Genomic DNA, 24,497 nt, shown 5'->3' with positions numbered 1-24,497 from the left:
CAAGGGGCTCCTAATCACGCGGCGGCGGCTCGGAAATCAACCCGACATTGGCTACGCCGGCCACCTGCAGGGTGCTCATCAGCGTGACGATCTCGCCATAGGGAACGTAGCGATCGCCACGCACCATGACCGGCGTGCCGGGCTGACGGTCAAGCAGGATGATCACGCGATCCGCCAGCTCATCGAGCTCGACGTCCATCTCCTCGCCGCCGATCGAGAGGTAGTAGTCTCCTTCACGGTCGACCGAGACGATGATGGGGTCACGGTCCTCTTCCGCATCGATCGGCTCGGAAGTGACCTGCGGCAATTCGACCTGCACGCCCTGGGTCAGCATCGGTGCCGTGATCATGAAGATCACCAGCAGCACGAGCATCACGTCGATGAAGGGAACGACGTTGATCTCGCCCATCGGCTTGCGGCGTCCGCCGCGGTTGAACGGTCCATGCATGTCGCGTCTCCCTCAGGCAGCACCGGCTTCGCTGCGACCCTGCAGGTTGCGATGCAGGATGGAGTGGAACTCCTCGGCGAAGTCCTCGTACTTGCCCAGCATGCGATCGGTTTCGGAAGACAGGCGGTTGTAGAAGATGACCGCCGGGATGGCGGCGAACAGGCCCATGGCGGTAGCGATGAGCGCCTCGGCGATCCATGGCGCGACGGTGGCCAGCGTGGCCTGCTGCGCCATGGAGAGCGACTGGAACGAGCCCATGATGCCCCACACGGTGCCGAACAGGCCGATGTAGGGGCTCGCCGAGGCCACCGTGGCCAGGAACACCAGGTGCAGGGTCAGGCGCTCCTCCTCGCGAGACCAAGCCACGCGCATGCTGCGTTGGACGCCGTCGAGAATGGCATCGGCGCTCTTGGTCTTGGCCATCAGGCGGTTGAACTCGCGAAACCCGGCGCGGAAGACATGCTCGGCGCCCTGGGTCTCCTGCTCCGAGGGTGTCTCGCGGTAGAGTTCGTTGAGGTCGACCCCCGACCAGAATCGCTCTTCGAAGGACTGGTGGGCCCGGCGCGCGCGACGCAGCACGAAGGTGCGCTGGAAAATCACCACCCAGGAGAGAATCGAGCCTATCACCAGGATCAGCATGACCAGCTGCACCACGGTGCTGGCGCTCATGATCAGGTGCGGTATTGACATGGAGTCGTTCACAGGCTTCCTCGCTGATCTTGCAGTTGACCGTTGAGAACCGCGGCCAGCGCCGGCGGCCAAGGTATGGGTTTGAGACGCGCGGCATCCACACAGGCGATGTCGACCCGCGCCTCGCACAAGGGTTCCCCGCCACGCTGCACGGCCTGGGCAAATCTCAGGCGGCAGCGTCCGCTCGATTCGACGACCGCGGTGACCGCGAGCTCCTCGTCGAGCCGGGCGGGCTTGGCATAGCGGCACTCCAGCCGATGCACCACCAGCTGGATGCCGGCGTCGAGCAGGTCGCGCTGGGTGAAGCCGTGATGGCGCAGCCACTCGCTGCGCGCCCGCTCCATGTACTTGAGATAGTTGACGTAGTAGACGATGCCACCGGCATCGGTATCCTCGATGTAGACCCTCAGCGGCAGGCGGAAGTCGCTCACGGTCGCACCTCGCCGGACGCATCCAGGGCCTGCTCGTGGGGCACCAGGTCGAAATGCTGCCAGGCCTGGCGAGTCACCACCCGGCCCCGGGCGGTACGCATCATCAGCCCCTGCTGGATCAGGTAGGGTTCGATCACGTCCTCGATGGTGTCGCGCTCCTCGCCGATCGCTGCCGCCAGCGAATCGATGCCCACCGGCCCACCCTCGAACTTCTCGATCATCGCCAGCAGCAGGCGGCGATCCATGTGGTCGAGCCCATGATGATCGACGTGCAGCATGTTCAACGCCTGGTCGGCGATGGCGGCGTCCACCTGGCCGCTGGCGCGCACCTGGGCGAAGTCGCGCACCCGCCGCAGCAGGCGGTTGGCGATGCGCGGCGTGCCCCGCGAGCGGCGCGCCACCTCGCGGGCGCCGTCCCGGTCCGCCTCGACGCCGAGCAACCTGGCCGAGCGCGCGACGATCTCGGTGAGCTCCTCGATGTCGTAGAACTCCAGACGCTGGACGATGCCGAAACGATCGCGCAACGGCGAAGTGAGCAGACCGGCACGGGTCGTGGCGCCGACCAGGGTGAACGGCGGCAGGTCGAGCTTGATGGAGCGCGCGGCCGGGCCTTCGCCGATCACGATATCGAGCTGGAAGTCCTCCATGGCGGGATAGAGGATCTCCTCCACCACCGGCGAGAGGCGGTGGATCTCATCGATGAAGAGCACGTCGCCCGGCTGCAGGTTGGTGAGCATGGCGGCGAGGTCGCCGGCACGCTCGAGCACCGGCCCGGAGGTGGACTTGAGGCCGACGCCCATCTCGGCGGCGATGATGTTGGCGAGCGTGGTCTTGCCCAGCCCCGGGGGGCCGAACACCAGCGTATGGTCGAGGCTCTCGTCGCGACCCCGTGCGGCGCTGATGAAGATCTCCAGCTGTTCGCGCACGCGCGGCTGGCCGATGTACTCGGCGAGCCGCTTGGGCCGGATCGTGTGGTCGACGCGGCTCTCGCCCTCGCGCTCGTCGGCGGCGATCAAGCGGTCATTGTGCATCATGTCGAACACCCATGGCGCTCATGAGAATGCCTTCTGTCACCGTTCGGACGACTCCTGGAATCGTGGTGGCGCAGCATGCGTCGAATCTCGCCCTAGCCGGCCATGCGCCGGGTCAGCGCCGCCTTGATCATGGCCTCGGTCGACAACCCCTCTTCGAGCCCGGTGAGCATCTTGGCCGCCTCGGTGGGCTTGTAGCCCAGGCTGACCAGCGCGGCCTCGGCGTCGGCCAGCGGGTCCTGACGCTGCTGCCCCGTGGCGGGTGGCAGCCTGGCGCCGGCGAGGTCGGTCGCTCCCGGGTGTTCCCAGTGGGGGAAGCGGTCGCGCATCTCGACGATCAAGCGCTCGGCGGTCTTCTTGCCCACCCCGGGTAGCCGCGTCAATGCCTTGGCGTCGTCCTCCATCACGCAGCGGATAAAGGCCGTCTCGTCCATGCCCGACAAGATGGCCAGGGCCAGCTTGGGGCCGACGCCGTTGACCCGTATCAGCGCTCGGAACAGCGCCCGTTCCTGCTCGCGAGCAAAGCCGAACAGCAGGTGGGCGTCCTCGCGCACGGTGAGGTGCGTAAACAGGGAAACGCTTTCCCCCACCCCGGGTAACGCCACCAGGGTCGTCATCGACGCTTCGAGTTCATAGCCGACACCGGCCACGTCCACCACCAGCCAGGGCGGTTGCTTGTCGAGCAGGGTGCCACGCAGGCGTCCGATCATGGAATTCGATGTCCCGATCCGAAGAGGTCCAGGCCCGAGGCCTTCCTGGCGCCACTATACTGGTCGCTCCGGCGACTGACCAGCCCATTGTAAACGGTGTTCGAGAATAGGTCTGCCCCTGTCGAACGGCCGTCGCTCAGGGCTGAAAATCGCGCCACGAGCCACCCCGGCGACGCGTGCGATGCCCCCCGAAGCTGCCCTGGTTGAGCAGGCCGAGCCTGGCGTGGGCATGGGTCAGCGCGATGGCCAGGGCATCCGCGGCATCGGCCTGGGGGGTGCCGTCGAGCCCCAGGACCGCGACCACCATGTGCTGCACCTGGGCCTTGGTCGCCGCGCCGCGGCCGGTCACCGCCTGCTTGATCTGGCGCGGCCCGTACTCGTTCACCGCCAACCCGTGGTTGGCGGCGCAGACGATGGCCGCGCCGCGTGCCTGGCCCAGCTTGAGCGCCGAGTCGGGATTCTTCGACATGAACACCTGCTCGATGGCGAGCTCGCCGGGGCGATGCTGGGCGATCAGCTCGGCAATGCCGGCGTAGATGCGCGCCAGGCGCTGGGGCAGCGCGACGTCGTGCAGGCGGAGGCAGCCACTGGCCACGTAGCGCGGCGTTGGCGAACTGACGTCGAGCACGCCGTAGCCGGTGGTACGCGAGCCCGGGTCGATACCGAGAATCAGCACGGCACGGCCCCGGCCGAGGCTTGCGCGGCCGGGCTCATCAACATTCGGCCTCGTGGGCCAGGTCGGGAAACCGGCGCCCGCTGGGCGCCGGGGCGGCAACACGAGAGCGAGTGCCTCACTCCTGACCTTCCACCTTGGCCTTCTGGCGCAGGCGGATGTTGAGCTCGCGCAGTTGATCGCCGCTCACCTCGCCCGGGGCATCGGTCATCAGGCAGGCCGCGCTCTGGGTCTTGGGGAAGGCGATCACCTCGCGAATGGTGCGCGCGCCGGCCATCAGCATCACCAGGCGGTCGAGGCCGAAGGCCAGCCCGCCATGGGGCGGCGCGCCGTAGTGCAGGGCGTCGAGCAGGAAGCCGAACTTCTCGCGGGCCTCCTGCTCGCCGATGCCGAGGATCTCGAACACGGTACTCTGCATCTGCTGGTCGTGGATACGGATCGAGCCGCCGCCCAGCTCGGTACCGTTGAGCACCATGTCGTAGGCGCGCGAGAGCGCCGCGGCCGGGTCGGCCTTGAGCGCCTCGGGGCTGCACGAGGGCGAGGTGAAGGGGTGATGCAGCGGGCTCAGGCGGCCGCTGTCGTCGGTCTCGAACATCGGGAAGTCGACCACCCACAGCGGCGCCCAGTCGCGGGTATAGAGGTTGAGATCCTCGCCCAGCTTGACGCGCAGCGCCCCCAGCGCCTCGTTGACCACCTTGGCCTTGTCGGCGCCGAAGAAGACGATGTCGCCATCCTCGGCACCGATGCGGTCGAGCAGTTCCTCGATCACGTTCTCCATGAACTTGACGATCGGCGACTGCAGGCCCTCGAGACCCTTGGCGCGCTCGTTGACCTTGATCCAGGCCAGGCCCTTGGCGCCGTAGATGCCGACGAACTTGGTGTAGTCGTCGATCACCTTGCGCGACATGCTGGCCCCGCCCGGCACCTTGAGCGCCGCCACGCGGCCATCGGCGGCGTTGGCCGGGCCGGAGAAGACCTGGAAGTCGACCTGCTTCATCAGGTCGTCGACATCGACCAGCATCAACGGGATGCGCAGGTCGGGCTTGTCGGAGCCGTAGCGGTCCATGGCCTCGGCCCAGCTCATGCGCGGGAACTCGGGCAGCTCGACGTCGAGCACGTCCTGGAACAGCTCGCGGATCATGGACTCGGTGACGCCCATGATGTCCTGCTCCTCGACGAAGGAGGCCTCGATGTCGATCTGGGTGAACTCGGGCTGGCGGTCGGCGCGCAGGTCCTCGTCGCGGAAGCACTTGGCGATCTGGTAGTAGCGGTCGAAGCCGGCCACCATCAGCAGCTGCTTGAACAGCTGCGGCGACTGCGGCAGGGCGAAGAAGCTGCCCGGATGGGTGCGGCTCGGCACCAGGTAGTCGCGCGCGCCCTCGGGCGTGGCCCGGGTCAGGATCGGCGTCTCGATGTCGAGGAAGCCCTGCCCCTCGAGGAAGGCACGCACGTGATGCGAGATGCGCGAGCGCAGGCGCAGCTTCTCGATCATCTCGGGGCGGCGCAGGTCGATGTAGCGGTGCTTGAGGCGCACCTCCTCGCCGACCTTGCCGTGCTCGTCGAGCTGGAACGGCGGCGTGGCCGCCGTGTTCAGCACTTCGACGTGCTTGGCCAGCACCTCGATCATCCCGGTGGGCATCTTGGGGTTCTGGGTGCCCTCGGGGCGCAGGCGCACGCGGCCGGAGATGCGCAGCACGAACTCGCTGCGGGCGCGGTCGGCGGTGGCGAAGGCCTCGGCGGTATCGGGGTCGACCACGACCTGGGCGATGCCGTCGCGATCGCGCATGTCGAGGAAGATCACGCCCCCGTGGTCACGGCGACGGTGAACCCAGCCGCACAGGGTGACCGTCTGGTCCACCAGGGTCTCGTTGAGCTGGCCGCAATAATGGCTGCGCATGTCGTATCCTGTTTCGTTAAGCGTTGTCTGTGAAAGAATCGGTATGGGTCGCGATCAGGCCGCGGCGCCGTCCTTCGCCGGCGCCTTGCTCTCCTTGCCTTCGCCGCCACCGCTCGCCGAGTCGCCGGCCAGGTTCTTCTTGCCGCCGGACTTGAAGTCGGTCTCGTACCAGCCGCCACCGGCCAGACGGAAGCCCGCGGCGGAGACCAGGCGGCCGAGCTCGGGCGCTTCGCAGGCGGGGCAATCGGTCAGGGGGGCGGCACTGAGCTTCTGCAGCTTTTCCAGACGATGGCCGCAGGCCTTGCACTGATATTCATAGATGGGCATGGTTCAATTCACTCCTGATTCGACAGCGCGCAACCAACGGCGATATAGGGTCGAGCGGTGCACTTTCCAAGCCTGCCGCGAAAGCCCGATAGTATAACGTGCCTGGCAAGGCCTGTCCCAGCCTTGCCGCGGCGAACCACACAAGGAAACCAGCATGAAAGCCGTGATACTCGACGCCGCCAGTCTGGGCCCCGACGTCGACCTTGCCCCGCTACGCGAGCGGGTCGACACACTGGAGGTTCATCGCACCAGCACCACCGAGCAGAGCCGCGAGCGCCTGGCCGGCGCCGAGGTCGCCATCGTCAACAAGGTGGTGCTCGACGGCGCCACCCTCGAGGCGCTGCCGGGGCTCAGGCTGATCTGCGTGCTGGCCACCGGCACCAACAACATCGACACGGCCACCGCCGAGCGCCTCGGCATCGAGGTACGCAACGTCACGGCCTACGGCACCGCCAGTGTCGCCCAGCATACGCTGATGCTGATCCTGGCCCTGGCCAATCGCCTGCCGCTCTACCAGCGCGACGTGGCGGCGGGCCGCTGGAACGCGAGCCCCTTCTTCTGCCTGATGGATCACGCCACCCTGCAGCTCGAGGGCAAGCACCTGGTCATCGTCGGCCAGGGCGAGCTGGGCAGCCGTGTCGCCACCCTGGCCGAGGCCTTCGGCATGCGCGTGAGCTTCGCTGCGCGGCCCGGCAACGAGGCCAATGACCGGCGCCCCGGCCTCGCCGAGCTGGCTTCTTCGGCGGATGTCGTCAGCCTGCACTGCCCGCTCACCGACGACACCCGCCACCTGATCGATGCCGAACGGCTCGCCACGTTCAAGCCCGGCGCCCTGCTGGTCAACTGCGCCCGGGGCGGGATCATCGACGAGGAGGCGGCACTGGCGGCGCTGCGGGAGGGCCGGCTCGGCGGCCTCGGTGTCGACGTGCTGCCGACCGAGCCGCCGCGCGGCGGCCATCCGCTGCTCGATGCCCTCGGCGAGCCGCTCAACCTGATCGTCACCCCGCACAACGCCTGGATCACCCCCGAGGCGCGGCAGCGCATCGTGGCGCTCACGGCCGACAATCTGCGTCGCTGGCAGGCCCAGTGGAGCGGAGCCTGACCATGCTGCACAACCTCGGCTCGATCAACCTCGACCACTTCTATCGCGTGCCTCACCTGGTACACCCCGGCGAGACCCTGGCCAGCCGCAGCTATGGGGTCGGGCTAGGCGGCAAGGGGGCCAACCAGTCGCTGGCCATGGCGCTGGCAGGCGGCCAGGTCTGCCACTGGGGGCGACTGGGCCGGCAGGACGCCTGGGCGCGTGACCGGCTGGCCCGCGCCGGGGTCGACGTCAGCCATGTCGAACTGGTCGACGAGGCCAGCGGGCACGCCATCATCCAGGTCGACGATCACGGCGAGAACGCCATCATCCTGTACCCCGGCGCCAATCACGGCTTCACCCGCCGCCACCGCGACGCCCTGTGCGACGCGGCCCGACCCGGCGCCTGGCTGCTGGTGCAGAACGAGTGCAACGCCCTGCCCGAGCTGCTCGAGTGCGCGCACCGCCATGGCCTCGCCATCGCCTTCAATCCCGCCCCGATGAGCGACACGGTGCTCGAACTGCCGCTCGATGCCTGCACGCTGCTGTTCGTCAACCGCGGCGAGGCCGCCTGGCTTACCGGCCTGCCCGAGGAGAGCGATGCCCAGGTGCTGCTCGAGGGCCTGCACGCGCGGCTGCCGCGCACCGCAACGGTACTGACCCTGGGCCGCGAAGGCGCCTGGTACCAGTCGGGCGAAGAACGTCATTTCCAGCCTGCCCTGCCGGTCGAAGCGGTGGACACCACCGGCGCCGGCGACACCTTCATCGGCTATTTCCTGGCTGCCATGCAGGAGCGGCGCAGCATCCGCGACTGCCTGGCGCTCGCCGCCCATGCCGCGGCACTGGGCGTACAGCGTCCCGGCGCCGCCGACAGCATCCCGCCGCGCGACGAGGTCGAGCGGTTCCTCGCCAGCCCCTCGAACGCCTGACACCCACAAGGAGGCAACGTGTCGCATCCGATCATCTTCGATACCGACCCCGGCGTCGACGACGCCCAGGCCATCGCCATCGCCCTGCGCCATCCCGAGATCGAGCTGCTCGGCCTGACCACCACCTACGGCAACGTCGACATCGAGACCGCCACTCACAACGCCCTGCTGCTGAGCGAGCTGGCCGGCCGCGACATCCCCGTCGCCCAGGGTTCCGCCGGCCCTCTGGTCAAGCCGCGCCATCCGGCGCCGGCCCATATCCACGGCGCCAACGGCCTGGGCAACATCGAGCTGCCCGAGGTGAAGGGCAAGAAGGACCCGCGCAGCGCCGCGCAGTTCATCGTCGACACGGTCAATGCACGCCCCGGCGAGGTCACCCTGGTCGCGGTGGGGCCGGTGGGCAACCTGGCCGCCGCCCTGCAACTCGACCCGGCACTGACCGGAAAGGTCAGGCGCGTGGTGATCATGGGCGGCTCGATCCGCGAGGGCGGCAACGTCACGCCGGTGGCGGAAGCCAACATGTTCAACGACCCGCATGCCGCCCAGCGCGTGCTCACCGCCGGCTGGCCGCTGACCCTGGTCGGGCTCGACGTCACCCACCGCTGCGTGCTGAGCCAGGCCCACATGCAGCGCATCGAGGCGGGACAGGGCGAACTCGGGAGGGTGCTGGCCGGCAGCTACGCCTTCTACCGCGACTTCTACCGTGAATTCCTCGGCATCGATGGCTGCTGCCCTCACGACAGCTGCGCACTGGCCTGGCTGCTGCGCCCGGAGCTGTTCACCACGGCACCGGGCCACCTGGCCGTGGTCACCGACGGCTTGGCCGAAGGCCAGACCCTCTTCGCCCCCGAGGGCCGCGGCTTCATCCAGGAGCGCTGGTCGCAGACGCCGCTGGCGGAAGTGTGCCTCGAAGTGGATGGCGAGGCCGTGGTGGAGTGGATAGCCGACACCCTGAGCTAAGGGGCTTCGGCATTACAGACAGACGAAACAGTCCGGGTCGCGGCACTCGATCGACTCCAGCTCGACGTGGGTGACCCGGGCGTCGGGCGGCCCCTGCCACAGCCATGAGGCCACCTGGTTGACCGCCTCGCCGTCGCCGCACAGCAGGACTTCCACCTGGCCGTCGGCCAGGTTCCTGGCGTGGCCGGTCAGGCCGTGCTGCAGCGCCTGTTCCTGAACCGCCCGGCGATACCAGACGCCCTGGACCTTGCCGGCCACCAGGGCCTTCACGCAGCGCTTGTTCATGCTTCCCTCCTCGCTTCGTCGGCTCCCACGCTTCCTCAGTCTGGCCGCTTGCGTCAAGCCTGGATAGCGCTCCGCCATCAACGCACATGACCCGCAAGCGGGATTCCAGCGGTCGGTCCAAATGCTCTAACCTAGATGATAGGGACGCGCCCTCGCCACAAGCAATGGCCGCCCCACCGGAAGCAGTGCCACCCACTGCGTTCCGCACCACACAACAACGGATCCTCACGAGGGAGACAACGCCATGCGGGTCTTCGACCACCCCGAATTCGACCACCACCAGCAGATCGTCTTCGGCTGCGACGCAGCGAGCGGCCTGCGGGCCATCATCGCCATCCACGACACGCGACGCGGCCCCGCCCTGGGCGGTCTGCGCATCTACCCCTATGCCGACGAGGACGACGCTCTCACCGATGTGCTGCGCCTGTCACGCGGCATGACCTACAAGTCGGCGCTGGCCGACCTGCCCCTCGGTGGCGGCAAGGCGGTCATCATCGCCGACCCCCGTCGTGACAAGACTCCCGGGATGCTTCGCGCCATGGGCCGGCTCGTCGAGTCGCTGGGAGGCCGCTACATCACCGCCGAGGACTCCGGCAGCGGCGAGGAGGACATGCGCCTGATACGCGAGGAGACCCGCCACGTCAGTGGCCTGGGTCACGACGGGGAGTCGGGCGACCCCTCGCCCTTCACCGCCCACGGCGTGTTCTGCGCACTGAAGAGCGCCGTGCGCCATCGCTTCGGTCGCGACGACCTGAAGGGACTGCGCGTGGCCATCCAGGGCGTTGGGCACGTCGGCGCCCACCTGGCCCGCGAGCTTCACGAGGCGGGCGCCAGGCTGGTGCTGACCGACGTCGACCGTGACCGCCTGGGCAGCCTCGCCGAAGCGCTCGGCGCGCAGAGCGTGGCGGCCGAGGCGATCTTCGCTGCCGAGGTCGACGTCTTCGCTCCGTGCGCCATGGGCGCGGTACTCACCGCGGAAGTGGCCGAGCGCCTGCAGGCCAGGGTCGTCTGCGGTGCGGCCAACAACCAGCTCGCCACCCCCGACGTGGCGGAGCGCCTGCACGCGCGGGGAATTCTCTACGCTCCCGATTACGTCGCCAACGCGGGAGGCGTCATCGAGGTGGAAGCCCAGCGCCACGACCACTACGACCGGGAGGCGGTGATGCGCCACGTGGAGCGGATTGCCGATACCGTCGACGAGATCCTCACGCGCGCTCGCGCGGAGAGCCGGAACCCGGCGGAGGTGGCCGATCGGCTAGCCCGCGAGCGCCTGCAGGGCTGAACGGTCGCCGGGCGGCATGCCCGCCCGGCGTCGATCACTCCATGACCAGCTCGCGCTTGACGATCACGGCACTGTGGCGCGGTACCACCTCGCGCCCCTTCGCGATCAGGTAGCTGCGGGTAAAGGCGGCCCCGAACAGCAGGATCAGCGAACTGTAGTAGACCCACAGCAGGATCATCACCAGCGAGCCGGCGGCGCCATAGGTCGATGCCGTGGCGGTATAGGCCAGGTAGGAAGCGATGGCGCTGCGGCCGATGGCGAACAGCAGCGCCGTGACCAGTGCGCCCAGCAGCACGTCCCGCCAGCTCAGCACCACGTCCGGGAGCACCTTGAAGATGGTGGCAAACAGGGCGGCGATCACGACCAGGGAGATCACGAATTCCGCCCCCGTCGTCAGGGGGCCGATCCATGGCATGGATTCGCCGATGGCCTGCAGCAGGGCCCGCACCATCACGCCCACCAGCAGCGAGACGAGCAGGATGAAACCGATGGCGAGCACCACGGCGAGCGACAGCAGACGCTGCTTGAGGAAGATCAGCAGGCTGTTGCGACTGGGCTTGGCAGTGACACCCCAGATCATGTTGAGCGAGAACTGCATCTGGGCGAAGACCGTGGTAGCCCCGACCAGCAGGCCGCCGAAGCCGAGCAGCGTCGGCAGCAGGCCCGACTCCTCGATACGCGACGCCGCCACCGCCTGCTCCACCGCCCGCGCCGCCTCCTCGCCCAGCGTTCCCTGCAATTGCGCGACGATCTCGCCATGGGCGGCATCCTCGCCGAACACCACGCCGATCACGGTGACCGCGATGATCACCGTCGGTGCCAGGGAGAAGAGCGTATAGAACGCCAGCGAGCCGGCATAGCTGAAGGCATTGCGCTCCAGCCACAGGCTGAACGCCTGTCGCACCGTGTTCCACCAGAAACGGATCGAGAGAGTGTGCACGCCACCTCCTTGTCAACCATTTGCTGTTTCAGCATACGCAATCGCCCTGCTCCTGTCGGCCAGCGGCCTGCATTGCAGCATGAATCCGACCGCGCCCATAATGGAGCCCCCCGAGCCAACCGCGAAGGATAGCCGATGAGCCCCGCCGATCACGATTTCGACTGTCTCGTCTTCATCGGCCGTTTCCAGCCCCCCCACCTCGGGCACCTGGCGGTGATCAACGAGGCTCTGCGCCATGCGCGCCAGGTGATCGTGCTGGTCGGCTCGGCGTGGCAGGCACGCTCGCTGCGCAACCCGTGGCGCTTCGACGAACGCCAGGCGCAGCTGCGTAGCTGCTTCGACGAGGAGGAAAACGCACGACTCGAGATCGTGCCGCTGCTCGACGCGCTCTACAACAACGACGTCTGGGTGCGCGACGTGCAGCGCAAGGTGCGTGACATCGCCGGCCATCACCACGCTCGGCTGCCGCGCATCGGCCTGATCGGGGCCAGCCGCGGCCAGTCGAGCTACTACCTGACGCTGTTTCCCCAGTGGGAGTCGGTCAGCGTGCCGCTGGTCGACGGCATCTCCGCCAGCCAGATCCGCGAGCGCCTGTTTCGTTCGCTCTCTTCCACCGAGGACTACCTCAGCACCGGGGCGACCCACGACCTGCCCCCCGGGGTGTGCGATGCGCTGCGCGACTTCGCCGGCAGCGACGCCCACCTGCAGCTGATGGAGGAGCAGACACTGCTCGACCAGTATCGCCGCGCCTGGGCCAACGCCCCCTATCCGCCGATCTTCGTCACCGTCAACGCCGTGGTGGTGCAGTCGGGCCACGTGCTGCTGGTCCGTCGCACCGCGGCGCCGGGCAAGGGACTGCTGGCGCTGCCGGGTGGCTTCGTCAACCCCCACGAGCGCCTGCTCGACGCCTGCCTGCGCGAACTGCGCGAACGGGTGAGGCTCAAGGTGCCGGAGCCAGTGCTCAAGGGCTCGCTGCGCGGCCAGCGGCTGTTCGACGAACCCCACCGCAGCTGGCGCGGCCGCACCCTGGCCGAGGCCTTCTACTTCGCCCTGCGCCCCGACCAGCAGCTTCCCCGGCTCAAGCCGGTCAAGGGCGGCGATCACGCGCGCTGGGTACCTTTGGCCGAACTCGAGCCCGACAGCCTGTTCGAGGACCACTTCTTCATCATCCAGAATTTTCTCGGCCTGCCGGCCGATTTCGGCGGGATCTGAACCAGGAATAGAGAATGCTTGCCTGGAAAAGAACGGCTTTCCGTCGCGAGCGAAGGCAGGCCGGGCACCGCCGGAGCGGAGCTACCGGAGTGAAGTGGCGCGACGATCCGCCGGGGGCCGGCCTGGCGAGCGCAGCAGGAACGCCAGGCGTTTCACGCTTGGAGGAAGTCCCGAGGAAGCTTCATCATCTGCCGCCACAGCTTCTCGACCCCCGGCTTGTGCACCAGCGAACAGCGATAGAGGCGGATCTCCAGCGGCACGTCCCACTGCTCGCCGCCGGCGCGCACCAGGCGACCGCTCTTGAGCTCCTCGCGCACGCAGAAGTCGGGGATCCAGGCCAGCCCCACCCCCTGCAGCACCATGCCCTTGAGACCCTCGGCCATGGCGGTCTCGTAGACGGTACGCAGGCGCAGGCGCAGCGGATCGTTCTTGAGCAGCATGCGCACGCTGCGGCCGAGGAACGCGCCCTGGGTATAGGCGAGGTAGGGAATGGTGTCCTTGCTCTCGAGGCTGAAGCGCGGCTTGCCCTTGGCGTCGGGCAGGCTGACCGGCAGCATCTTGACCTGGCCGATGGAGAACGAGGGGAACACCTCGGCGTCGAGCTGCATCGTCGCGTAGGGGTCGTGATAGGCCAGCATCAGATCGCAGTTGCCCTCGCGCAGCACGTGGATCGCCTCGCCCACGTTCATGGCGACCAGGCGCGTCGGCAGTTCGCCGAGCCCCTCCTGGAGGCGCGAGATCCACTCGGGATAGAAGCTCAGCGCCAGCGAGTGGGCGGCCACGATGTCGAGCGCCTCGCGCGCCATGGAGACGCCGCGCAGGTGGCCCAGGCACTCGTTGAGCTGCTCCACCAGGTTGCGCGCCGTGACCAGGAACAGCTGCCCTTCCGGCGTCAGGTTGATGGGCGTGGTCGAGCGATCGACCAGGGTCACGCCCACCGCCTGCTCGAGAGCACGAATTCGCCGGCTGAAGGCCGGCTGGGTGACGTGTCGCTGCCGCGCGGAGGCAGAGAAGCTGCGGGTGTTGGCCAGGGCCACGAAATCTTCCAGCCACTTTGTCTCGAGGTTCACCGGGACTCCCGCTGACAGCGATCGCGAAGGAAATAAGCGCTTGTAGGCGTTGCCTAATTTACCTCAGACACCCCGCAAACCCAAGTGGCTTGGTCGTTTACTGGATCGGCGCCGTGAGGTAGGCGGCGCGGGAAACGATCTTGCTCCACAGCGGGCGGCGCTGCAGCTCCTCGTAGGTGATACGACGGCAATTGGCGAAATCGCGCTCCAGCATCAGGCGCACTTCGGCCGCGAAGCCTCGGTCGGGAATGAAGGCGGTGATCTCGAAGTTGAGGCGGAACGAGCGGTTGTCGAGATTCACCGTGCCGACCGCCGCCGCGGCGTCGTCGATCAGGATGACCTTCTGGTGCAGGAAGCCCGGCTGGTAGCGATAGACCTTGACCCCCGCCCGCACCATGTCGGGCAGGAACGAGAACGCCGAGATGTAGATCAGCAGGTGATCGGGATGTTCGGGCATCATGATCCGCACGTCGACCCCGCGCATGGCCGCCAGGCGCAGGGCATCCTGCACGCCCTGGTCGGGCACGAAGTAGGGGCTGGTGACCCACAGCCGCTCGTTGGCGCTGTGAATCGACTGCTGCACCAGCAGGCTGGCGGTTTCCTGGCGGTCGGCGGGGCCCGACGGCACGATGACCACGTTCTGGCACTCGTCGCAGGTCACCAGCGGCTCCCAGCACAGCTTGATGACTTCGCCGGTCGCCCAGTGCCAGTCCTCCCAGAAGGCCTCCTGCAGGCCCAGCACGCTGGGACCGGTCAGCTTGAGGTGGGTGTCGCGCCAGGGACCGTGGCGCGGATGCTGGCCGAGGTACTCGACCCCGACGTTGAAACCGCCGAGCCAGCCCTCGCGGCCGTCGATCACCAGGATCTTGCGGTGGTTGCGAAAGTTGAGCTGAAAGCGGTGCTTGAAGCCGCGCGAGGAGCGGAACGGGCTCACTTCCACCCCCGCATCGGCGAGCTCGCGAAGATACCCCTCGGCGAGCTTGCGGCTGCCGACCTCGTCGTACAGGAAGTAGACCCGCACGTCGCGTCGCACGGCACGCAGCAGGTGCTCCTTCAACTGCTGCCCCAGGGCATCGTGGCGGACGATGAAGAACTGCACCAGCACGTAGTCGCGGGCGGCATCGATGCCGGCGAAGATGCTGTCGAACGTGGCCTTGCCGTCGATCAGCAGCTGCGCATGGTTGCCGCTGGTCAGCGGCATCATGGCCAGCCGCTCCACCGCGCGGACGTCGGGGCTGCGGGCATCGGCCAGGTAGGGCTCGAGGCGGGTGCGGTAATCGGCGAGGATACGCCGCAGCACGGTGTCGCGCTCGCCGCGCGCCGAGACGTAGCCGTAGAAACGCGGCCGGCCGAAGATCCAGTAGGCCGGCACCGCGAGGTAGGGAATGGTGATCAGGGAGATGATCCAGGCCACGGCGCCCTGAGAGGTGCGACTGGAGAGCAGCGCCAGGACCGCCGACAGAATGCCCACCAGGTGCACCATGAAGATCGCCAGGCCGAACAGCCAGGATGCCATGATCTCTCCCTGAAAAAACAGCAGGCTGCAGCATACCCCAGAGGACGGCAGCCCCGCCAGTTGGCGAGGCTGTCTCGGGCCCGCTGCGGCCGCCCCTGGTGCCGGAGCCGCGGCGTAGGGGAATCAGGCGCGCTCGGCGATGATCTCCTTCCACCTCGCGGGTCCGGTCTGGTGCACCGAGGTGCCCTGGCTGTCCACCGCCACGGTGACCGGCATGTCCTCGACCTCGAACTCGTAGATCGCCTCCATCCCCAGGTCGGCGAAGCCCACCACGCGGGACTTCTTGATCGCCTGCGCCACCAGGTAGGCGGAACCGCCCACGGCCATCAGGTAGACCGCCTTGTTGTCGCGGATCGCCTCGATGGCGGCCGGGCCGCGCTCGGCCTTGCCGACCATCCCCAGCAGGCCGGTCTCCTCCAGCATGGTGCGGGTGAACTTGTCCATGCGGGTGGCCGTGGTCGGGCCGGCCGGGCCCACCACCTCGCCGCGCACCGGATCCACCGGGCCGACGTAGTAGATGAAGCGCCCCTTCAGGTCGACCGGCAGCGCCTCGCCCTTGGCGATCATGTCGACCATGCGCTTGTGGGCGGCATCGCGGCCGGTGAGCAGCTTGCCGTTGAGCAGCAGGGTGTCGCCCGGCTGCCAGCTCTGCACTTCCTCAGCCGTTACGGTATCCAGGTTGACGCGCTTGACGTTGTCCCCGGCCTCGCGGGTGATCTCGGGCCAGTCCTCGAGCTTCGGCGCCGGCAGTGCCGCCGGGCCGCTGCCATCCAGGGTGAAATGCGCATGGCGGGTAGCGGCGCAGTTGGGGATGATCGCCACCGGCTTGTTGGCGGCATGGGTCGGGTAGTCCCTGACCTTGATGTCGAGTACCGTGGTCAGCCCGCCCAGGCCCTGGGCACCGATGCCGCTCTTGTTGACCCTGTCGAACAGCTCCAGGCGCAGCTCCTCGGCGCGGTTGGACGGGCCACGCGCCTGCAGCTCCTGGATGTCGATGGGGTCGAGCAGCGCCTCCTTGGCGATCTCCATCGCCTTCTCGGCGGTGCCGCCGATGCCGATACCGAGCATGCCCGGCGGGCACCAGCCGGCGCCCATCTTGGGCAGCTGCTCCATCACCCAGTCGGCCACGCTGTCGGAGGGGTTGAGCATGGCGAACTTGCTCTTGGCCTCGCTGCCGCCGCCCTTGGCTGCCACGTGGACCTCGACGGTATCGCCGGGTACCAGCTTGTGGTGGATCACCGCCGGGGTATTGTCGCCGGTGTTCTTGCGCGCCCCGTCGGGGTCGGCCAGCACCGAGGCGCGCAGCACGTTGTCGGGGAAGTTGTAGGCGCGCCGCACGCCCTCGTTGATCATGTCGTCGAGGCTCATGTCGGCCTCGAAGCGAACGTTCATGCCAACATGCACGAATACGGTGACGATGCCGGTGTCCTGGCAGATCGGTCGGTGGCCCATGGCGCACATGCGCGAGTTGATCAGGATCTGGGCGATGGCATCCTTGGCCGCCGGGTTCTCCTCCCGTTCGTACGCCGCCGCCATGGCGTCGATGAAATCCTTGGGGTGGTAATAGGAGATGTACTGCAGGGCGTCGGCGACGCTCTGGATCAGATCGTCCTGGCGGATCACGGTCATGGGCAAGGAACTCCTCGGCAGTATCGGCATGCCCGCTTCTGGGTTCGCATCGCGAAACGGCGGGCTCGAACGGGGGCAAATTATACCGTATCGGGAGCGGCTCGACAGCGGCGTGCCGCCAAGGTCGTAGGATGGCTGTGGGCGCGCCGTAAGATAACGGTATAAAATCGTCATTTGTCGGTTTCTCCCCGCCACTCTACGCTTCCCAGTAGCCCGCCAAGGACCCCGGAACCCGATCAAGGAGTCGATCATGCAACCGACCGTCAGCGACTTTCTCGTTTCCCGCCTGCGCGAATGGGGCGTGGAGCGCCTCTATGGCTACTCCGGCGACGGCATCAACGGCTTCATGTCCGCCCTGCGCCGTGCCGAGGGCAACCCACGCCTGATCCAGCCACGCCACGAGGAGGTGGCCGCCTTCATGGCCTGCGGGCATGCCAAGTTCAGCGACCAGGTCGGCGTCTGTGTCGCCACTTCGGGTCCCGGTGCCGTGCATCTGCTCAACGGGCTCTACGATGCGCGCAAGGACCACATGCCGGCGGTGGCCATCGTCGGCCAGCAGGCGCGCAAGAGCCTGGGTACCGACTACCAGCAGGAGCTGGACCTGATGGCGCTGTTCAAGGACGTGGCCGGCGAATACGTGCAGATGGTCACCGAGCCCGCCCAGGCGCGCCACGTCATCGACCAGGCCATGCGCATCGCCCTCGCCCGCCGCACCGTGACCTGCGTGATCCTGCCCAACGACGTCCAGGACCTGCCCATGGAGGAGCCGCCGCGCGAGCATGGCGCGGTGTTCTCCGGCGTCGGCTACCGCTTTCCCCAGCAGCTGCCGGAGCCCGCCGACCTGGACGCCGCCGCCGAGATCCTCGACCGCGGCGAGAAGGTCGCCATCCTGGCCGGCGCCGGGGTCAAGCATGCCGTCGAGGAACTCGTGCGCGTGGCCGACCTCACCGGCGCCGGCATCGCCAAGGCGATACTCGCCAAGACCATGGTCCCCGACGACCTGCCCGGCGTGACCGGCGCCATCGGCCTGCTCGGCACCGAGGCCAGCGACCGCCTGATGAAGGAGTGCGACACCCTGCTGATGGTAGGCACGCGCTTCCCCTACGTGGAGTTCCTGCCCGAACCGGGCCAGGCCCGCGCCATCCAGATCGACGTGGTGCCCGAAGCGCTGGGCGTGCGTTATCCCACCGAGATCAACCTGCATGGCGACGCCGGCGCCACCCTCGCCGCCCTGGCCGAACGCCTGTCGCCGAAGGCCAATGACAAGTGGCGCAGCAAGGTGCAGGGCTGGATCGACGCCTGGTGGGAGAAGACCGAGGCCCGCGCCGCCACGCAGGCCACGCCGATCAACCCCCAGCTCGTGTTCCAGAGCCTCTCGCCGCGGCTGCCCGAGAACGTGATGCTCACCTGCGACGTGGGGACGGCCACCAACTGGTACGCACGCAACCTGAAGATCCGCCAGGGCATGCTGGGCTCGGTCTCGGGCGGCCTGGCGTCGATGGGCAACGGCGTGCCCTACCTGATCGCCGCCAAGTTCTGCCATCCGAACCGCCCCGCCATTGCCATGGTCGGCGACGGCGCCATGCAGATGCTGGGCAACAATGCGCTGATCACCCTGGCCAAGTACTGGCGGGAGTGGGAAGACCCCCGCTGCATCGTGCTGGTGCTCAACAACCACGACCTGAGCCAGGTGACCTGGGAGCAGCGCGTGATGGAGGGCGACCCGAAGTTCGACGTCTCCCAGGACCTGCCCGAGTTCCGCTACGACCAGTACGCCGAGCTGCTCGGTTTCAAGGGCCTGGTGATGCGCGAACCCGACGACATCGACCGGGTGTGGAACGAGGCGCTGACCTCCGACCGTCCGGTGGTCATCAATGCCTATACCGATGGCGACATCGCCCCCCTGCCCCCGCATATCACGTTCGAGCAGGCCAAGAGCTATCTCGCCTCGATGCTCAAGGGCGATTCCAGCGGTCTGCACAGCGCCAGGCTGTCGGCCAGCCAGATGGGGCGCTCGCTTTTCAAGCGCAAGAAGTGACGACCCGGCGCTCAGGGTGACGACGACCGCCCCTGCCTCGATCGCAGGCAGGCAGGCAGGCGGGGCGCTGCAGCAGGGGAACTACCCCAGCGCCAGCTGCCGCTCCTGGAGCTCATGCAGCCGGTCGCGCAGCCTGGCCGCCTCCTCGAACTCCAGGTTCTGGGCTGCCTCGAACATGGCATCCTCGACCCGCGAGACCTCCTTGACCAGCTCGGTCGGCGAGAGTTCGGAGATATCGTAGATCGCCGCGCCCTCGGCCACCTTGCGCTCGCTGCGCCGCCCCTTGCCCTTGCGTCCCGGGGCCTGGGCCGCCTCCATGATGTCGGCCACCGAGCGGGTCACGGTGGTGGGCGTGATGCCGTGCTGCTCGTTGTGGGCGATCTGCTTGGCGCGGCGCCGCTCGGTCTCGTCGATGGCGCGGCGCATGGAGTCGGTCACCCGGTCGGCGTAGAGGATCGCCTTGCCGTGGGCGTTGCGCGCCGCCCGGCCGATGGTCTGGATCAGCGAGCGCTCGTTGCGCAGGAAGCCCTCCTTGTCGGCATCGAGGATCGCCACCAGCGAGACCTCGGGGATGTCGAGGCCCTCGCGCAGCAGGTTGATGCCCACCAGCACGTCGAACTTGCCCAGACGCAGGTCGCGGATGATCTCGACCCGCTCCACCGTGTCGATGTCCGAGTGCAGGTAGCGCACCCGCACGTCATGCTCGTCGAGGTACTCGGTGAGGTCCTCCGCCATGCGCTTGGTCAGGGTGGTGACCAGCACCCGCTCGCCCACCTCGGCGCGCAGGCGAATCTCGGAGAGCAGGTCGTCGACCTGGGTCGAGGCCGGACGCACCTCGATCTCGGGATCGATCAGCCCGGTGGGGCGCACCACCTGCTCCACCACCTGGCCGGCGTGCTCGGCCTCGTAGGGGCCCGGCGTGGCCGAGACGAAGATGGTCTGCGGGCAGATGCGCTCCCACTCCTCGAAGGTCATGGGGCGGTTGTCGAGCGCCGAGGGCAGGCGGAAACCGTATTCGACCAGGGTCTCCTTGCGCGAGCGGTCGCCCTTGTACATGCCGCCGACCTGGGGGACGCTGACGTGGGACTCGTCGATGAACAGCAGCGCGTCGTCCGGCAGGTAGTCGAAGAAGGTGGGCGGCGGCTCGCCGGGGTTGCGACCCGAGAGATAGCGCGAGTAGTTCTCGATGCCGTTGCAGTAGCCCAGCTCGTTCATCATCTCGAGGTCGTAGAGGGTGCGCTGCTCGAGCCGCTGCGCCTCGACCAGGCGGTCGTTCTTGCGCAGCCATGCCAGGCGCTCGACCAGCTCGGCCTTGATCGCCTCGGCGGCCGAGATGATGGTCTCCCGCGGCGTGACGTAGTGGCTCTTGGGGTAGATGGTCATGCGCGGCACCTGGCCGCGCACTTCTCCGGTCAGCGGGTCGAACAGCCGGATCGAGTCGATCTCGTCGTCGAACAGCTCGACCCGCACCGCCTCCTCGTCGGAATCGGCCGGGTAGATATCGATCACGTCGCCGCGCACCCGGTAGGTGCCGCGCTTGAAGTCCATGTCGTTGCGGGTGTACTGCAGCTCGGCCAGGCGGCGCAGGAAGCGGCGCTGGTCGATCAGCTCGCCGCGGGTGAAGTGCAGGCGCATCTTCAGGTACTGGTCGGGGTCGCCGAGACCGTAGATCGCCGACACCGAGACCACGATCAGCGCATCGCGGCGCTCGAGCAGCGCCTTGGTCGCCGACAGGCGCATCTGCTCGATGTGATCGTTGATCGAGGCATCCTTCTCGATGAAGGTGTCCGACGAAGGCACATAGGCCTCCGGCTGGTAGTAGTCGTAGTAGGAGACGAAGTACTCGATGGCGTTGTCGGGGAAGAACGACTTGAATTCGCCATAGAGCTGGGCGGCCAGGGTCTTGTTGGGCGCCATGACGATGGTCGGCCGCTGCAGGCGCTCGACCACGTTGGCCATGGTGAAGGTCTTGCCGGAGCCGGTCACGCCGAGCAGCGTCTGGTGGGCCAGCCCGGACTCGAGCCCGCAGATCAGGCCCTCTATCGCGGAGGGCTGGTCGCCGGCGGGCTTGAAATTGGCGTTGAGGCGAAACGGCTTGCTCATGGCGACTCCAGGCGGGTTTCAGGCGCCGTGGGCGCCTGGTCGGAACGTGCCGTCAACGAAACCTCGGGTACAGCAGCGCTGGCGGCCCCTATGCCTCGGTGACATCGACGGCGCGCGTGGTGACCTCCACGGTGGCGCTGGTCATCAGGCGGTGAATCGGGCACTTGTGGCTGATCTCCTCGAGCCGCGCCCGCTGCGCCTCGTCCTCGATGCCATGGAAGGTCATCACCACTTCGAGTCGGTAAACGCCCTTGCGTTCCTCGCTGTCGTCGCGGTTGACCCGCACGCCGATGCCCTCGAGCGGCCACTGCTTGCGCCGGGCGTACATCTGCGCCGTGATCGCCTTGCAGGCGCCGAGAGAGAGGTCGAAGTAGTCGTGCGGGTCCGGTGCACTGCCCTCGCCGCCGAAGGCCTTGGGCACGTCGACCGCGAGGTCCTCGAAGCCTTCGATCCGCACCCGCTGGCGAAAGATGCTGTTGCGCTCGCTGATGATCTCGATGGTCTTGTTCATGGTCGAATTTGCCTGGCTACTTGACGTCGATGGGAAGCTTGAGCGCCTGGACGGCACGGATCAGCGCGTCGCGGCTGACCCGCCCCTCGACTTCCGCCCCATGACGGCCCACCTCGGCGCTCTCCACGCCGTCCACCATCATCAGGGCCGTGGTGATTCGGTTGACCTGGTCGGCGTTCTCCACGCCGCTGAAGCTGAGCGACTGCTGTGGCATGCATGACTCCCTGGGCCTGGAACGAGCAAAGCGCAAGTCTAGCATGGCCTTCCGGGTGCGGCACCGCTTGCAATCGGCCGCCTGCGCCCGCATACCTGACAACACGATCCCCCGACGACGACCCGGAGCCAGACAGGCATGAGCGATTGGATAACCACCCTGGGCGGGCGACGCGTGAGCGATGACCGAGTGGCGTTCGACACACCCGAGCCCGCCCGTCAGGCCATGGACCACACCGTCATCAGCCCGCTCGTCCACCTCGGCGTACTCGACGTGGTCGGGCCCGGCGCCGCCAAGCTGCTGCAGGGGCAGGCCAGCGCCCAGGTCGATCTCGCCGACGGCAGCTTCGCCCCGCTGACCTGCTTCTGCAGCGCCAAGGGCCGCATGCTGGCCAACGCCCAGCTGCTGCGCATCGACGCCGAGCGCTACCGGCTGATCCTGCACCGCGGCCTGCTCGCGCCGCTGCGCGACCACCTCGGCAAGTTCGCGCCCTTCTACAAGAGCGAGCTTGCCATCCGCGACGACCTGGTCCTGCTGGGGCTGATCGGCAAGGAGGCCCGCGCCCTGGCAGAGGTGCGCTTCGACGTCGCCCCCCCCGCCATCTGGCATCAATCAGGCAACGGGGAGGTCCAGTTGCTGGCCCACCCGGGCCCGCAGTCGCGTCTGCTGGCCTGCCTGCCGCGGGCCCAGGCCGAGGCGGTCGCCTCCCGGCTCAGCCAACAGGCGGTGCCGGTCGGCAACGCCGTGTGGTGCCTGCAGGACATCCAGGCCGGGCTCGCCTGGCTCACTCCCGCTCATCAGGACGCCCTGCTGCCGCAGATGATCAACTGGGAGGCGCTGGGCGGCGTCAGCTTCAAGAAGGGCTGCTACACCGGCCAGGAGGTGGTGGCGCGCGCGCACTTCCGCGGCCAGGTGAAGAAGCGCCTGGCCCGGGCCCAGCTCGAGGGAGATCGTCTGCCTGCACGCGGCGCAACGGTGGTCGACGACGACGGCAAGAGCCTGGGCGAGGTGGTCGCCGCGGAGCTCGACGCCTACGGCCAGGTGGAGATACTCGCCGTGCTGAGCACGCGGGAGGATATCGGCCCGCTCAGCGTCGAGGGCCAGGCCGTCAAGCTGCTCAAGCTGCCCTACCCGATCGAACGCCTCGACCCGGAGAACCTGGCCCAGGCAAGCGCCTAGGGCACGTCCAAGCCGAAGACACGCTGGGCGGTCGCCGTGCTCTGGGCGGCGATCGTCGCCGGCGATTCCCCCCTCAGCTTTGCCACCATGTCGCAGACCTGGGCGAGGCGCGCCGGTTCGTTGCGCTGCCCCTGGTAGCCGCACAGCGGCATGTCGGGGCTGTCGGTCTCTAGCACGAAGCCATCGGTCGGCAGGCGCTTCACCGCGCGCCACAGGCGCTGGGCGCGTTGGTAGGTGACCGCCCCGCCCAGCCCCACCACGAAGCCGAGATCGAGGAATTTCCAGGCCTGGTCCGGCGAGCCGGCAAAGGCATGGATCAGGCCGCCCGCCGGCAGATCGAGCTGGCGCAGCCGCTTGGAGACCTTGTCGTTGGCGTGCACGCAGTGGATCACCGCCGGCAGCCGGCGCGCCTTGGCCAGGCGCAACTGGGCATCGAACAGCGCCCACTGGTCGTCCAGGGTCTCCTCGAAGCGGGCGTCGATACCGCACTCCCCCAGCGCCCGCACCTCGGGTCGCTCATCCAGCAGCTGCGCCAGCGCCTCGACGTCGCCTTCACCGTGCTCATGCATGAAATAGGGATGCAGGCCGAGGCTGACGTGAACGTCCTCGCGCGCGCCCAGCGCCAGCACCGCCGGCCAGCGCTCGCGGGTGGTGCCCGGCACCATGAAGTGACCCACGCCGGCCGCACGGGCGCGTTCGAACATCGCCTCGCGGTCGTCGTCGAAGGCCTCGAAGTCGAGGTGACAGTGAGCGTCGATCAACATCCGTGTCGTGCTCCCTTGCGTGGCGTGGCCTCGCCGCCTGCCGTCACTGCGCCTCGGCTGGCGTCGCCGGCAGCTCAGAGGTGCAGGCCGGACAGCGCGTGGCCGGCAGCGGAATCTTGCTCAGGCAGTACGGGCAGTCCTTGACCGTGGGCGCTGCCGCCGCCTCGGGCGGATAGGCGAGGTTCTTGAGCCGGTTGATGTTGCGGATCAGCAGGAAGGTGGCGAAGGCAACGATGAGGAACGACAGCACCGCATTGAGAAACAGGCCGTAGTTGAGGGTCACCGCGCCGGCTGCCTGGGCCTGCTCCAGGGTGTGGTAGATCTCCTCGCCGGGGCCGTCGCGGAGCACCAGGAACTGGTTGGTGAAGTTCAGCCCCCCGGTCGCCAGGCTGATCAGCGGGGTGAAGACGTCCTTCACCAGGCTGTTGACGATGGAGGTGAACGCCGCCCCGATGATGATCCCCACCGCCATGTCGACGACGTTGCCCTTGACCGCGAACTCGCGAAACTCCTTCAGCATCTTCGATGCCATGCCCCATCCCCCTCAGCAGCTTCTACGGCTTGCTCATGACGACGC

Annotated in this window: 25 protein-coding genes; 7 read left to right on the top strand and 18 right to left on the bottom strand. The window is 67.9% G+C overall.

Annotation, left to right across the window (positions count from 1 at the left end):
• Positions 1-10 precede the first annotated feature (10 nt).
• From tolR to DIS04_RS00850, 8 genes are all read right to left on the bottom strand, one after another.
• Complete coding sequence (gene tolR, locus DIS04_RS00885) at positions 11-448, bottom strand: protein TolR (protein ID WP_111411840.1); 438 nt, start codon at positions 446-448, stop codon at positions 11-13.
• A 12-nt stretch (positions 449-460) separates the two neighbouring features.
• Complete coding sequence (gene tolQ, locus DIS04_RS00880; protein ID WP_179951204.1) at positions 461-1,138, bottom strand: protein TolQ; 678 nt, start codon at positions 1,136-1,138, stop codon at positions 461-463.
• Between the two features lie 8 nt (positions 1,139-1,146).
• Positions 1,147-1,569, bottom strand: coding sequence for a tol-pal system-associated acyl-CoA thioesterase (gene ybgC / locus DIS04_RS00875; RefSeq protein WP_179951203.1), 423 nt, complete (start codon positions 1,567-1,569; stop codon positions 1,147-1,149).
• Entirely contained in the window at positions 1,566-2,603 is a 1,038-nt protein-coding gene (gene ruvB / locus DIS04_RS00870) for a Holliday junction branch migration DNA helicase RuvB (protein WP_111412725.1), read from the bottom strand. Before ruvB ends, ybgC begins: the two co-directional genes overlap by 4 nt.
• Positions 2,604-2,695: 92 nt before the next feature.
• Positions 2,696-3,310, bottom strand: a complete 615-nt coding sequence (ruvA, locus tag DIS04_RS00865) for a Holliday junction branch migration protein RuvA (protein WP_111411838.1) — start codon at positions 3,308-3,310, stop codon at positions 2,696-2,698.
• A 136-nt stretch (positions 3,311-3,446) separates the two neighbouring features.
• Positions 3,447-3,986, bottom strand: coding sequence for a crossover junction endodeoxyribonuclease RuvC (gene ruvC, locus DIS04_RS00860; protein WP_111411837.1), 540 nt, complete (start codon positions 3,984-3,986; stop codon positions 3,447-3,449).
• A 115-nt stretch (positions 3,987-4,101) separates the two neighbouring features.
• Entirely contained in the window at positions 4,102-5,880 is a 1,779-nt protein-coding gene (aspS, locus tag DIS04_RS00855) for an aspartate--tRNA ligase (protein WP_111411836.1), read from the bottom strand.
• Positions 5,881-5,934: 54 nt separating this feature from the next.
• Positions 5,935-6,207: an FmdB family zinc ribbon protein gene (locus DIS04_RS00850; protein ID WP_111411835.1), complete on the bottom strand. Its 273-nt coding sequence runs from the start codon at positions 6,205-6,207 to the stop codon at positions 5,935-5,937.
• Between the two features lie 154 nt (positions 6,208-6,361).
• Here DIS04_RS00850 and DIS04_RS00845 point away from each other — a divergent pair, with 154 nt between their 5' ends.
• Genes DIS04_RS00845 through DIS04_RS00835 form a run of 3 tightly spaced genes read left to right on the top strand, consistent with a single transcriptional unit; the run spans position 6,362 to position 9,177 of the window.
• Positions 6,362-7,309, top strand: coding sequence for a D-2-hydroxyacid dehydrogenase (locus DIS04_RS00845; RefSeq protein ID WP_111411834.1), 948 nt, complete (start codon positions 6,362-6,364; stop codon positions 7,307-7,309).
• Positions 7,310-7,311: 2 nt separating this feature from the next.
• Positions 7,312-8,217, top strand: a complete 906-nt coding sequence (locus DIS04_RS00840) for a ribokinase (protein ID WP_111411833.1) — start codon at positions 7,312-7,314, stop codon at positions 8,215-8,217.
• Between the two features lie 18 nt (positions 8,218-8,235).
• Positions 8,236-9,177, top strand: coding sequence for a nucleoside hydrolase (locus DIS04_RS00835; RefSeq protein ID WP_111411832.1), 942 nt, complete (start codon positions 8,236-8,238; stop codon positions 9,175-9,177).
• A 12-nt stretch (positions 9,178-9,189) separates the two neighbouring features.
• On the opposite strand, the gene DIS04_RS00830 is transcribed toward DIS04_RS00835, so the two are convergent.
• Positions 9,190-9,462: an acylphosphatase gene (locus DIS04_RS00830; RefSeq protein ID WP_111411831.1), complete on the bottom strand. Its 273-nt coding sequence runs from the start codon at positions 9,460-9,462 to the stop codon at positions 9,190-9,192.
• Between the two features lie 244 nt (positions 9,463-9,706).
• Here DIS04_RS00830 and DIS04_RS00825 point away from each other — a divergent pair, with 244 nt between their 5' ends.
• Positions 9,707-10,744, top strand: coding sequence for a Glu/Leu/Phe/Val family dehydrogenase (locus DIS04_RS00825; protein WP_111411830.1), 1,038 nt, complete (start codon positions 9,707-9,709; stop codon positions 10,742-10,744).
• A 34-nt stretch (positions 10,745-10,778) separates the two neighbouring features.
• Here the strand turns inward: DIS04_RS00825 and DIS04_RS00820 are convergent, their stop codons facing one another.
• Positions 10,779-11,684, bottom strand: coding sequence for a YihY/virulence factor BrkB family protein (locus DIS04_RS00820; RefSeq protein WP_111411829.1), 906 nt, complete (start codon positions 11,682-11,684; stop codon positions 10,779-10,781).
• A 135-nt stretch (positions 11,685-11,819) separates the two neighbouring features.
• Between DIS04_RS00820 and DIS04_RS00815 the strand changes: the two genes are divergently transcribed.
• Positions 11,820-12,896: a bifunctional nicotinamide-nucleotide adenylyltransferase/Nudix hydroxylase gene (locus DIS04_RS00815; protein WP_111411828.1), complete on the top strand. Its 1,077-nt coding sequence runs from the start codon at positions 11,820-11,822 to the stop codon at positions 12,894-12,896.
• 152 nt (positions 12,897-13,048) lie between these two features.
• Here DIS04_RS00815 and DIS04_RS00810 read toward each other — a convergent pair whose 3' ends face one another.
• The 3 genes from DIS04_RS00810 to DIS04_RS00800 form a co-directional block, all read right to left on the bottom strand.
• Positions 13,049-13,966, bottom strand: coding sequence for a LysR substrate-binding domain-containing protein (locus DIS04_RS00810; RefSeq protein ID WP_111411827.1), 918 nt, complete (start codon positions 13,964-13,966; stop codon positions 13,049-13,051).
• 97 nt (positions 13,967-14,063) lie between these two features.
• The gene (cls, locus tag DIS04_RS00805; protein ID WP_111411826.1) at positions 14,064-15,482 is read right to left on the bottom strand and encodes a cardiolipin synthase; all 1,419 of its coding nucleotides are present in this window, start codon (positions 15,480-15,482) and stop codon (positions 14,064-14,066) included.
• Positions 15,483-15,605: 123 nt separating this feature from the next.
• Positions 15,606-17,111: a fumarate hydratase gene (locus tag DIS04_RS00800; RefSeq protein WP_111411825.1), complete on the bottom strand. Its 1,506-nt coding sequence runs from the start codon at positions 17,109-17,111 to the stop codon at positions 15,606-15,608.
• A 250-nt stretch (positions 17,112-17,361) separates the two neighbouring features.
• Here DIS04_RS00800 and DIS04_RS00795 point away from each other — a divergent pair, with 250 nt between their 5' ends.
• Positions 17,362-19,149, top strand: a complete 1,788-nt coding sequence (locus DIS04_RS00795) for a thiamine pyrophosphate-requiring protein (RefSeq protein WP_111411824.1) — start codon at positions 17,362-17,364, stop codon at positions 19,147-19,149.
• Between the two features lie 81 nt (positions 19,150-19,230).
• Here the strand turns inward: DIS04_RS00795 and uvrB are convergent, their stop codons facing one another.
• From uvrB to DIS04_RS00780, 3 genes are all read right to left on the bottom strand, one after another.
• Positions 19,231-21,252 carry an excinuclease ABC subunit UvrB gene (gene uvrB / locus DIS04_RS00790; RefSeq protein ID WP_111411823.1) on the bottom strand — a complete coding sequence of 674 codons (2,022 nt, stop codon included), beginning with the start codon at positions 21,250-21,252 and terminating at the stop codon, positions 19,231-19,233.
• 88 nt (positions 21,253-21,340) lie between these two features.
• Positions 21,341-21,763, bottom strand: a complete 423-nt coding sequence (locus tag DIS04_RS00785) for an OsmC family protein (RefSeq protein WP_111411822.1) — start codon at positions 21,761-21,763, stop codon at positions 21,341-21,343.
• Positions 21,764-21,779: 16 nt separating this feature from the next.
• Positions 21,780-21,977 carry a hypothetical protein gene (locus DIS04_RS00780; protein WP_111411821.1) on the bottom strand — a complete coding sequence of 66 codons (198 nt, stop codon included), beginning with the start codon at positions 21,975-21,977 and terminating at the stop codon, positions 21,780-21,782.
• Between the two features lie 138 nt (positions 21,978-22,115).
• Here DIS04_RS00780 and ygfZ point away from each other — a divergent pair, with 138 nt between their 5' ends.
• Positions 22,116-23,156, top strand: a complete 1,041-nt coding sequence (ygfZ, locus tag DIS04_RS00775; protein WP_111411820.1) for a CAF17-like 4Fe-4S cluster assembly/insertion protein YgfZ — start codon at positions 22,116-22,118, stop codon at positions 23,154-23,156.
• Here the strand turns inward: ygfZ and DIS04_RS00770 are convergent.
• Together DIS04_RS00770 and mscL are read right to left on the bottom strand one after the other, a co-directional pair.
• Positions 23,153-23,920 carry a TatD family hydrolase gene (locus DIS04_RS00770; protein WP_111411819.1) on the bottom strand — a complete coding sequence of 256 codons (768 nt, stop codon included), beginning with the start codon at positions 23,918-23,920 and terminating at the stop codon, positions 23,153-23,155. The two genes, ygfZ and DIS04_RS00770, sit on opposite strands and share 4 nt — an antisense overlap.
• Positions 23,921-23,963: 43 nt before the next feature.
• Positions 23,964-24,452, bottom strand: a complete 489-nt coding sequence (mscL, locus tag DIS04_RS00765) for a large conductance mechanosensitive channel protein MscL (protein WP_111411818.1) — start codon at positions 24,450-24,452, stop codon at positions 23,964-23,966.
• Between the last annotated feature and the right edge of the window lie 45 nt (positions 24,453-24,497).

The organism is Billgrantia lactosivorans, assembly GCF_003254665.1.
GTDB classification, from domain to species: domain Bacteria; phylum Pseudomonadota; class Gammaproteobacteria; order Pseudomonadales; family Halomonadaceae; genus Halomonas; species Halomonas lactosivorans.
Note: the sequence above shows the minus strand (reverse complement) of the source record. Positions and strands in the feature narration are given on the sequence as shown.

Coding starts and splice junctions, on each gene's coding strand:
- tolR (WP_111411840.1), bottom strand. CDS start 448: ATGCATGGACCGTTCAACCGCGGCGGACGCCGCAAGCCGATGGGCGAG.
- tolQ (WP_179951204.1), bottom strand. CDS start 1,138: ATGTCAATACCGCACCTGATCATGAGCGCCAGCACCGTGGTGCAGCTG.
- ruvB (WP_111412725.1), bottom strand. CDS start 2,603: ATGATGCACAATGACCGCTTGATCGCCGCCGACGAGCGCGAGGGCGAG.
- ruvA (WP_111411838.1), bottom strand. CDS start 3,310: ATGATCGGACGCCTGCGTGGCACCCTGCTCGACAAGCAACCGCCCTGG.
- aspS (WP_111411836.1), bottom strand. CDS start 5,880: ATGCGCAGCCATTATTGCGGCCAGCTCAACGAGACCCTGGTGGACCAG.
- DIS04_RS00850 (WP_111411835.1), bottom strand. CDS start 6,207: ATGCCCATCTATGAATATCAGTGCAAGGCCTGCGGCCATCGTCTGGAA.
- DIS04_RS00845 (WP_111411834.1), top strand. CDS start 6,362: ATGAAAGCCGTGATACTCGACGCCGCCAGTCTGGGCCCCGACGTCGAC.
- DIS04_RS00840 (WP_111411833.1), top strand. CDS start 7,312: ATGCTGCACAACCTCGGCTCGATCAACCTCGACCACTTCTATCGCGTG.
- DIS04_RS00830 (WP_111411831.1), bottom strand. CDS start 9,462: ATGAACAAGCGCTGCGTGAAGGCCCTGGTGGCCGGCAAGGTCCAGGGC.
- DIS04_RS00825 (WP_111411830.1), top strand. CDS start 9,707: ATGCGGGTCTTCGACCACCCCGAATTCGACCACCACCAGCAGATCGTC.
- DIS04_RS00815 (WP_111411828.1), top strand. CDS start 11,820: ATGAGCCCCGCCGATCACGATTTCGACTGTCTCGTCTTCATCGGCCGT.
- cls (WP_111411826.1), bottom strand. CDS start 15,482: ATGGCATCCTGGCTGTTCGGCCTGGCGATCTTCATGGTGCACCTGGTG.
- DIS04_RS00800 (WP_111411825.1), bottom strand. CDS start 17,111: ATGACCGTGATCCGCCAGGACGATCTGATCCAGAGCGTCGCCGACGCC.
- DIS04_RS00795 (WP_111411824.1), top strand. CDS start 17,362: ATGCAACCGACCGTCAGCGACTTTCTCGTTTCCCGCCTGCGCGAATGG.
- uvrB (WP_111411823.1), bottom strand. CDS start 21,252: ATGAGCAAGCCGTTTCGCCTCAACGCCAATTTCAAGCCCGCCGGCGAC.
- DIS04_RS00785 (WP_111411822.1), bottom strand. CDS start 21,763: ATGAACAAGACCATCGAGATCATCAGCGAGCGCAACAGCATCTTTCGC.
- DIS04_RS00780 (WP_111411821.1), bottom strand. CDS start 21,977: ATGCCACAGCAGTCGCTCAGCTTCAGCGGCGTGGAGAACGCCGACCAG.
- ygfZ (WP_111411820.1), top strand. CDS start 22,116: ATGAGCGATTGGATAACCACCCTGGGCGGGCGACGCGTGAGCGATGAC.
- DIS04_RS00770 (WP_111411819.1), bottom strand. CDS start 23,920: ATGTTGATCGACGCTCACTGTCACCTCGACTTCGAGGCCTTCGACGAC.
- mscL (WP_111411818.1), bottom strand. CDS start 24,452: ATGGCATCGAAGATGCTGAAGGAGTTTCGCGAGTTCGCGGTCAAGGGC.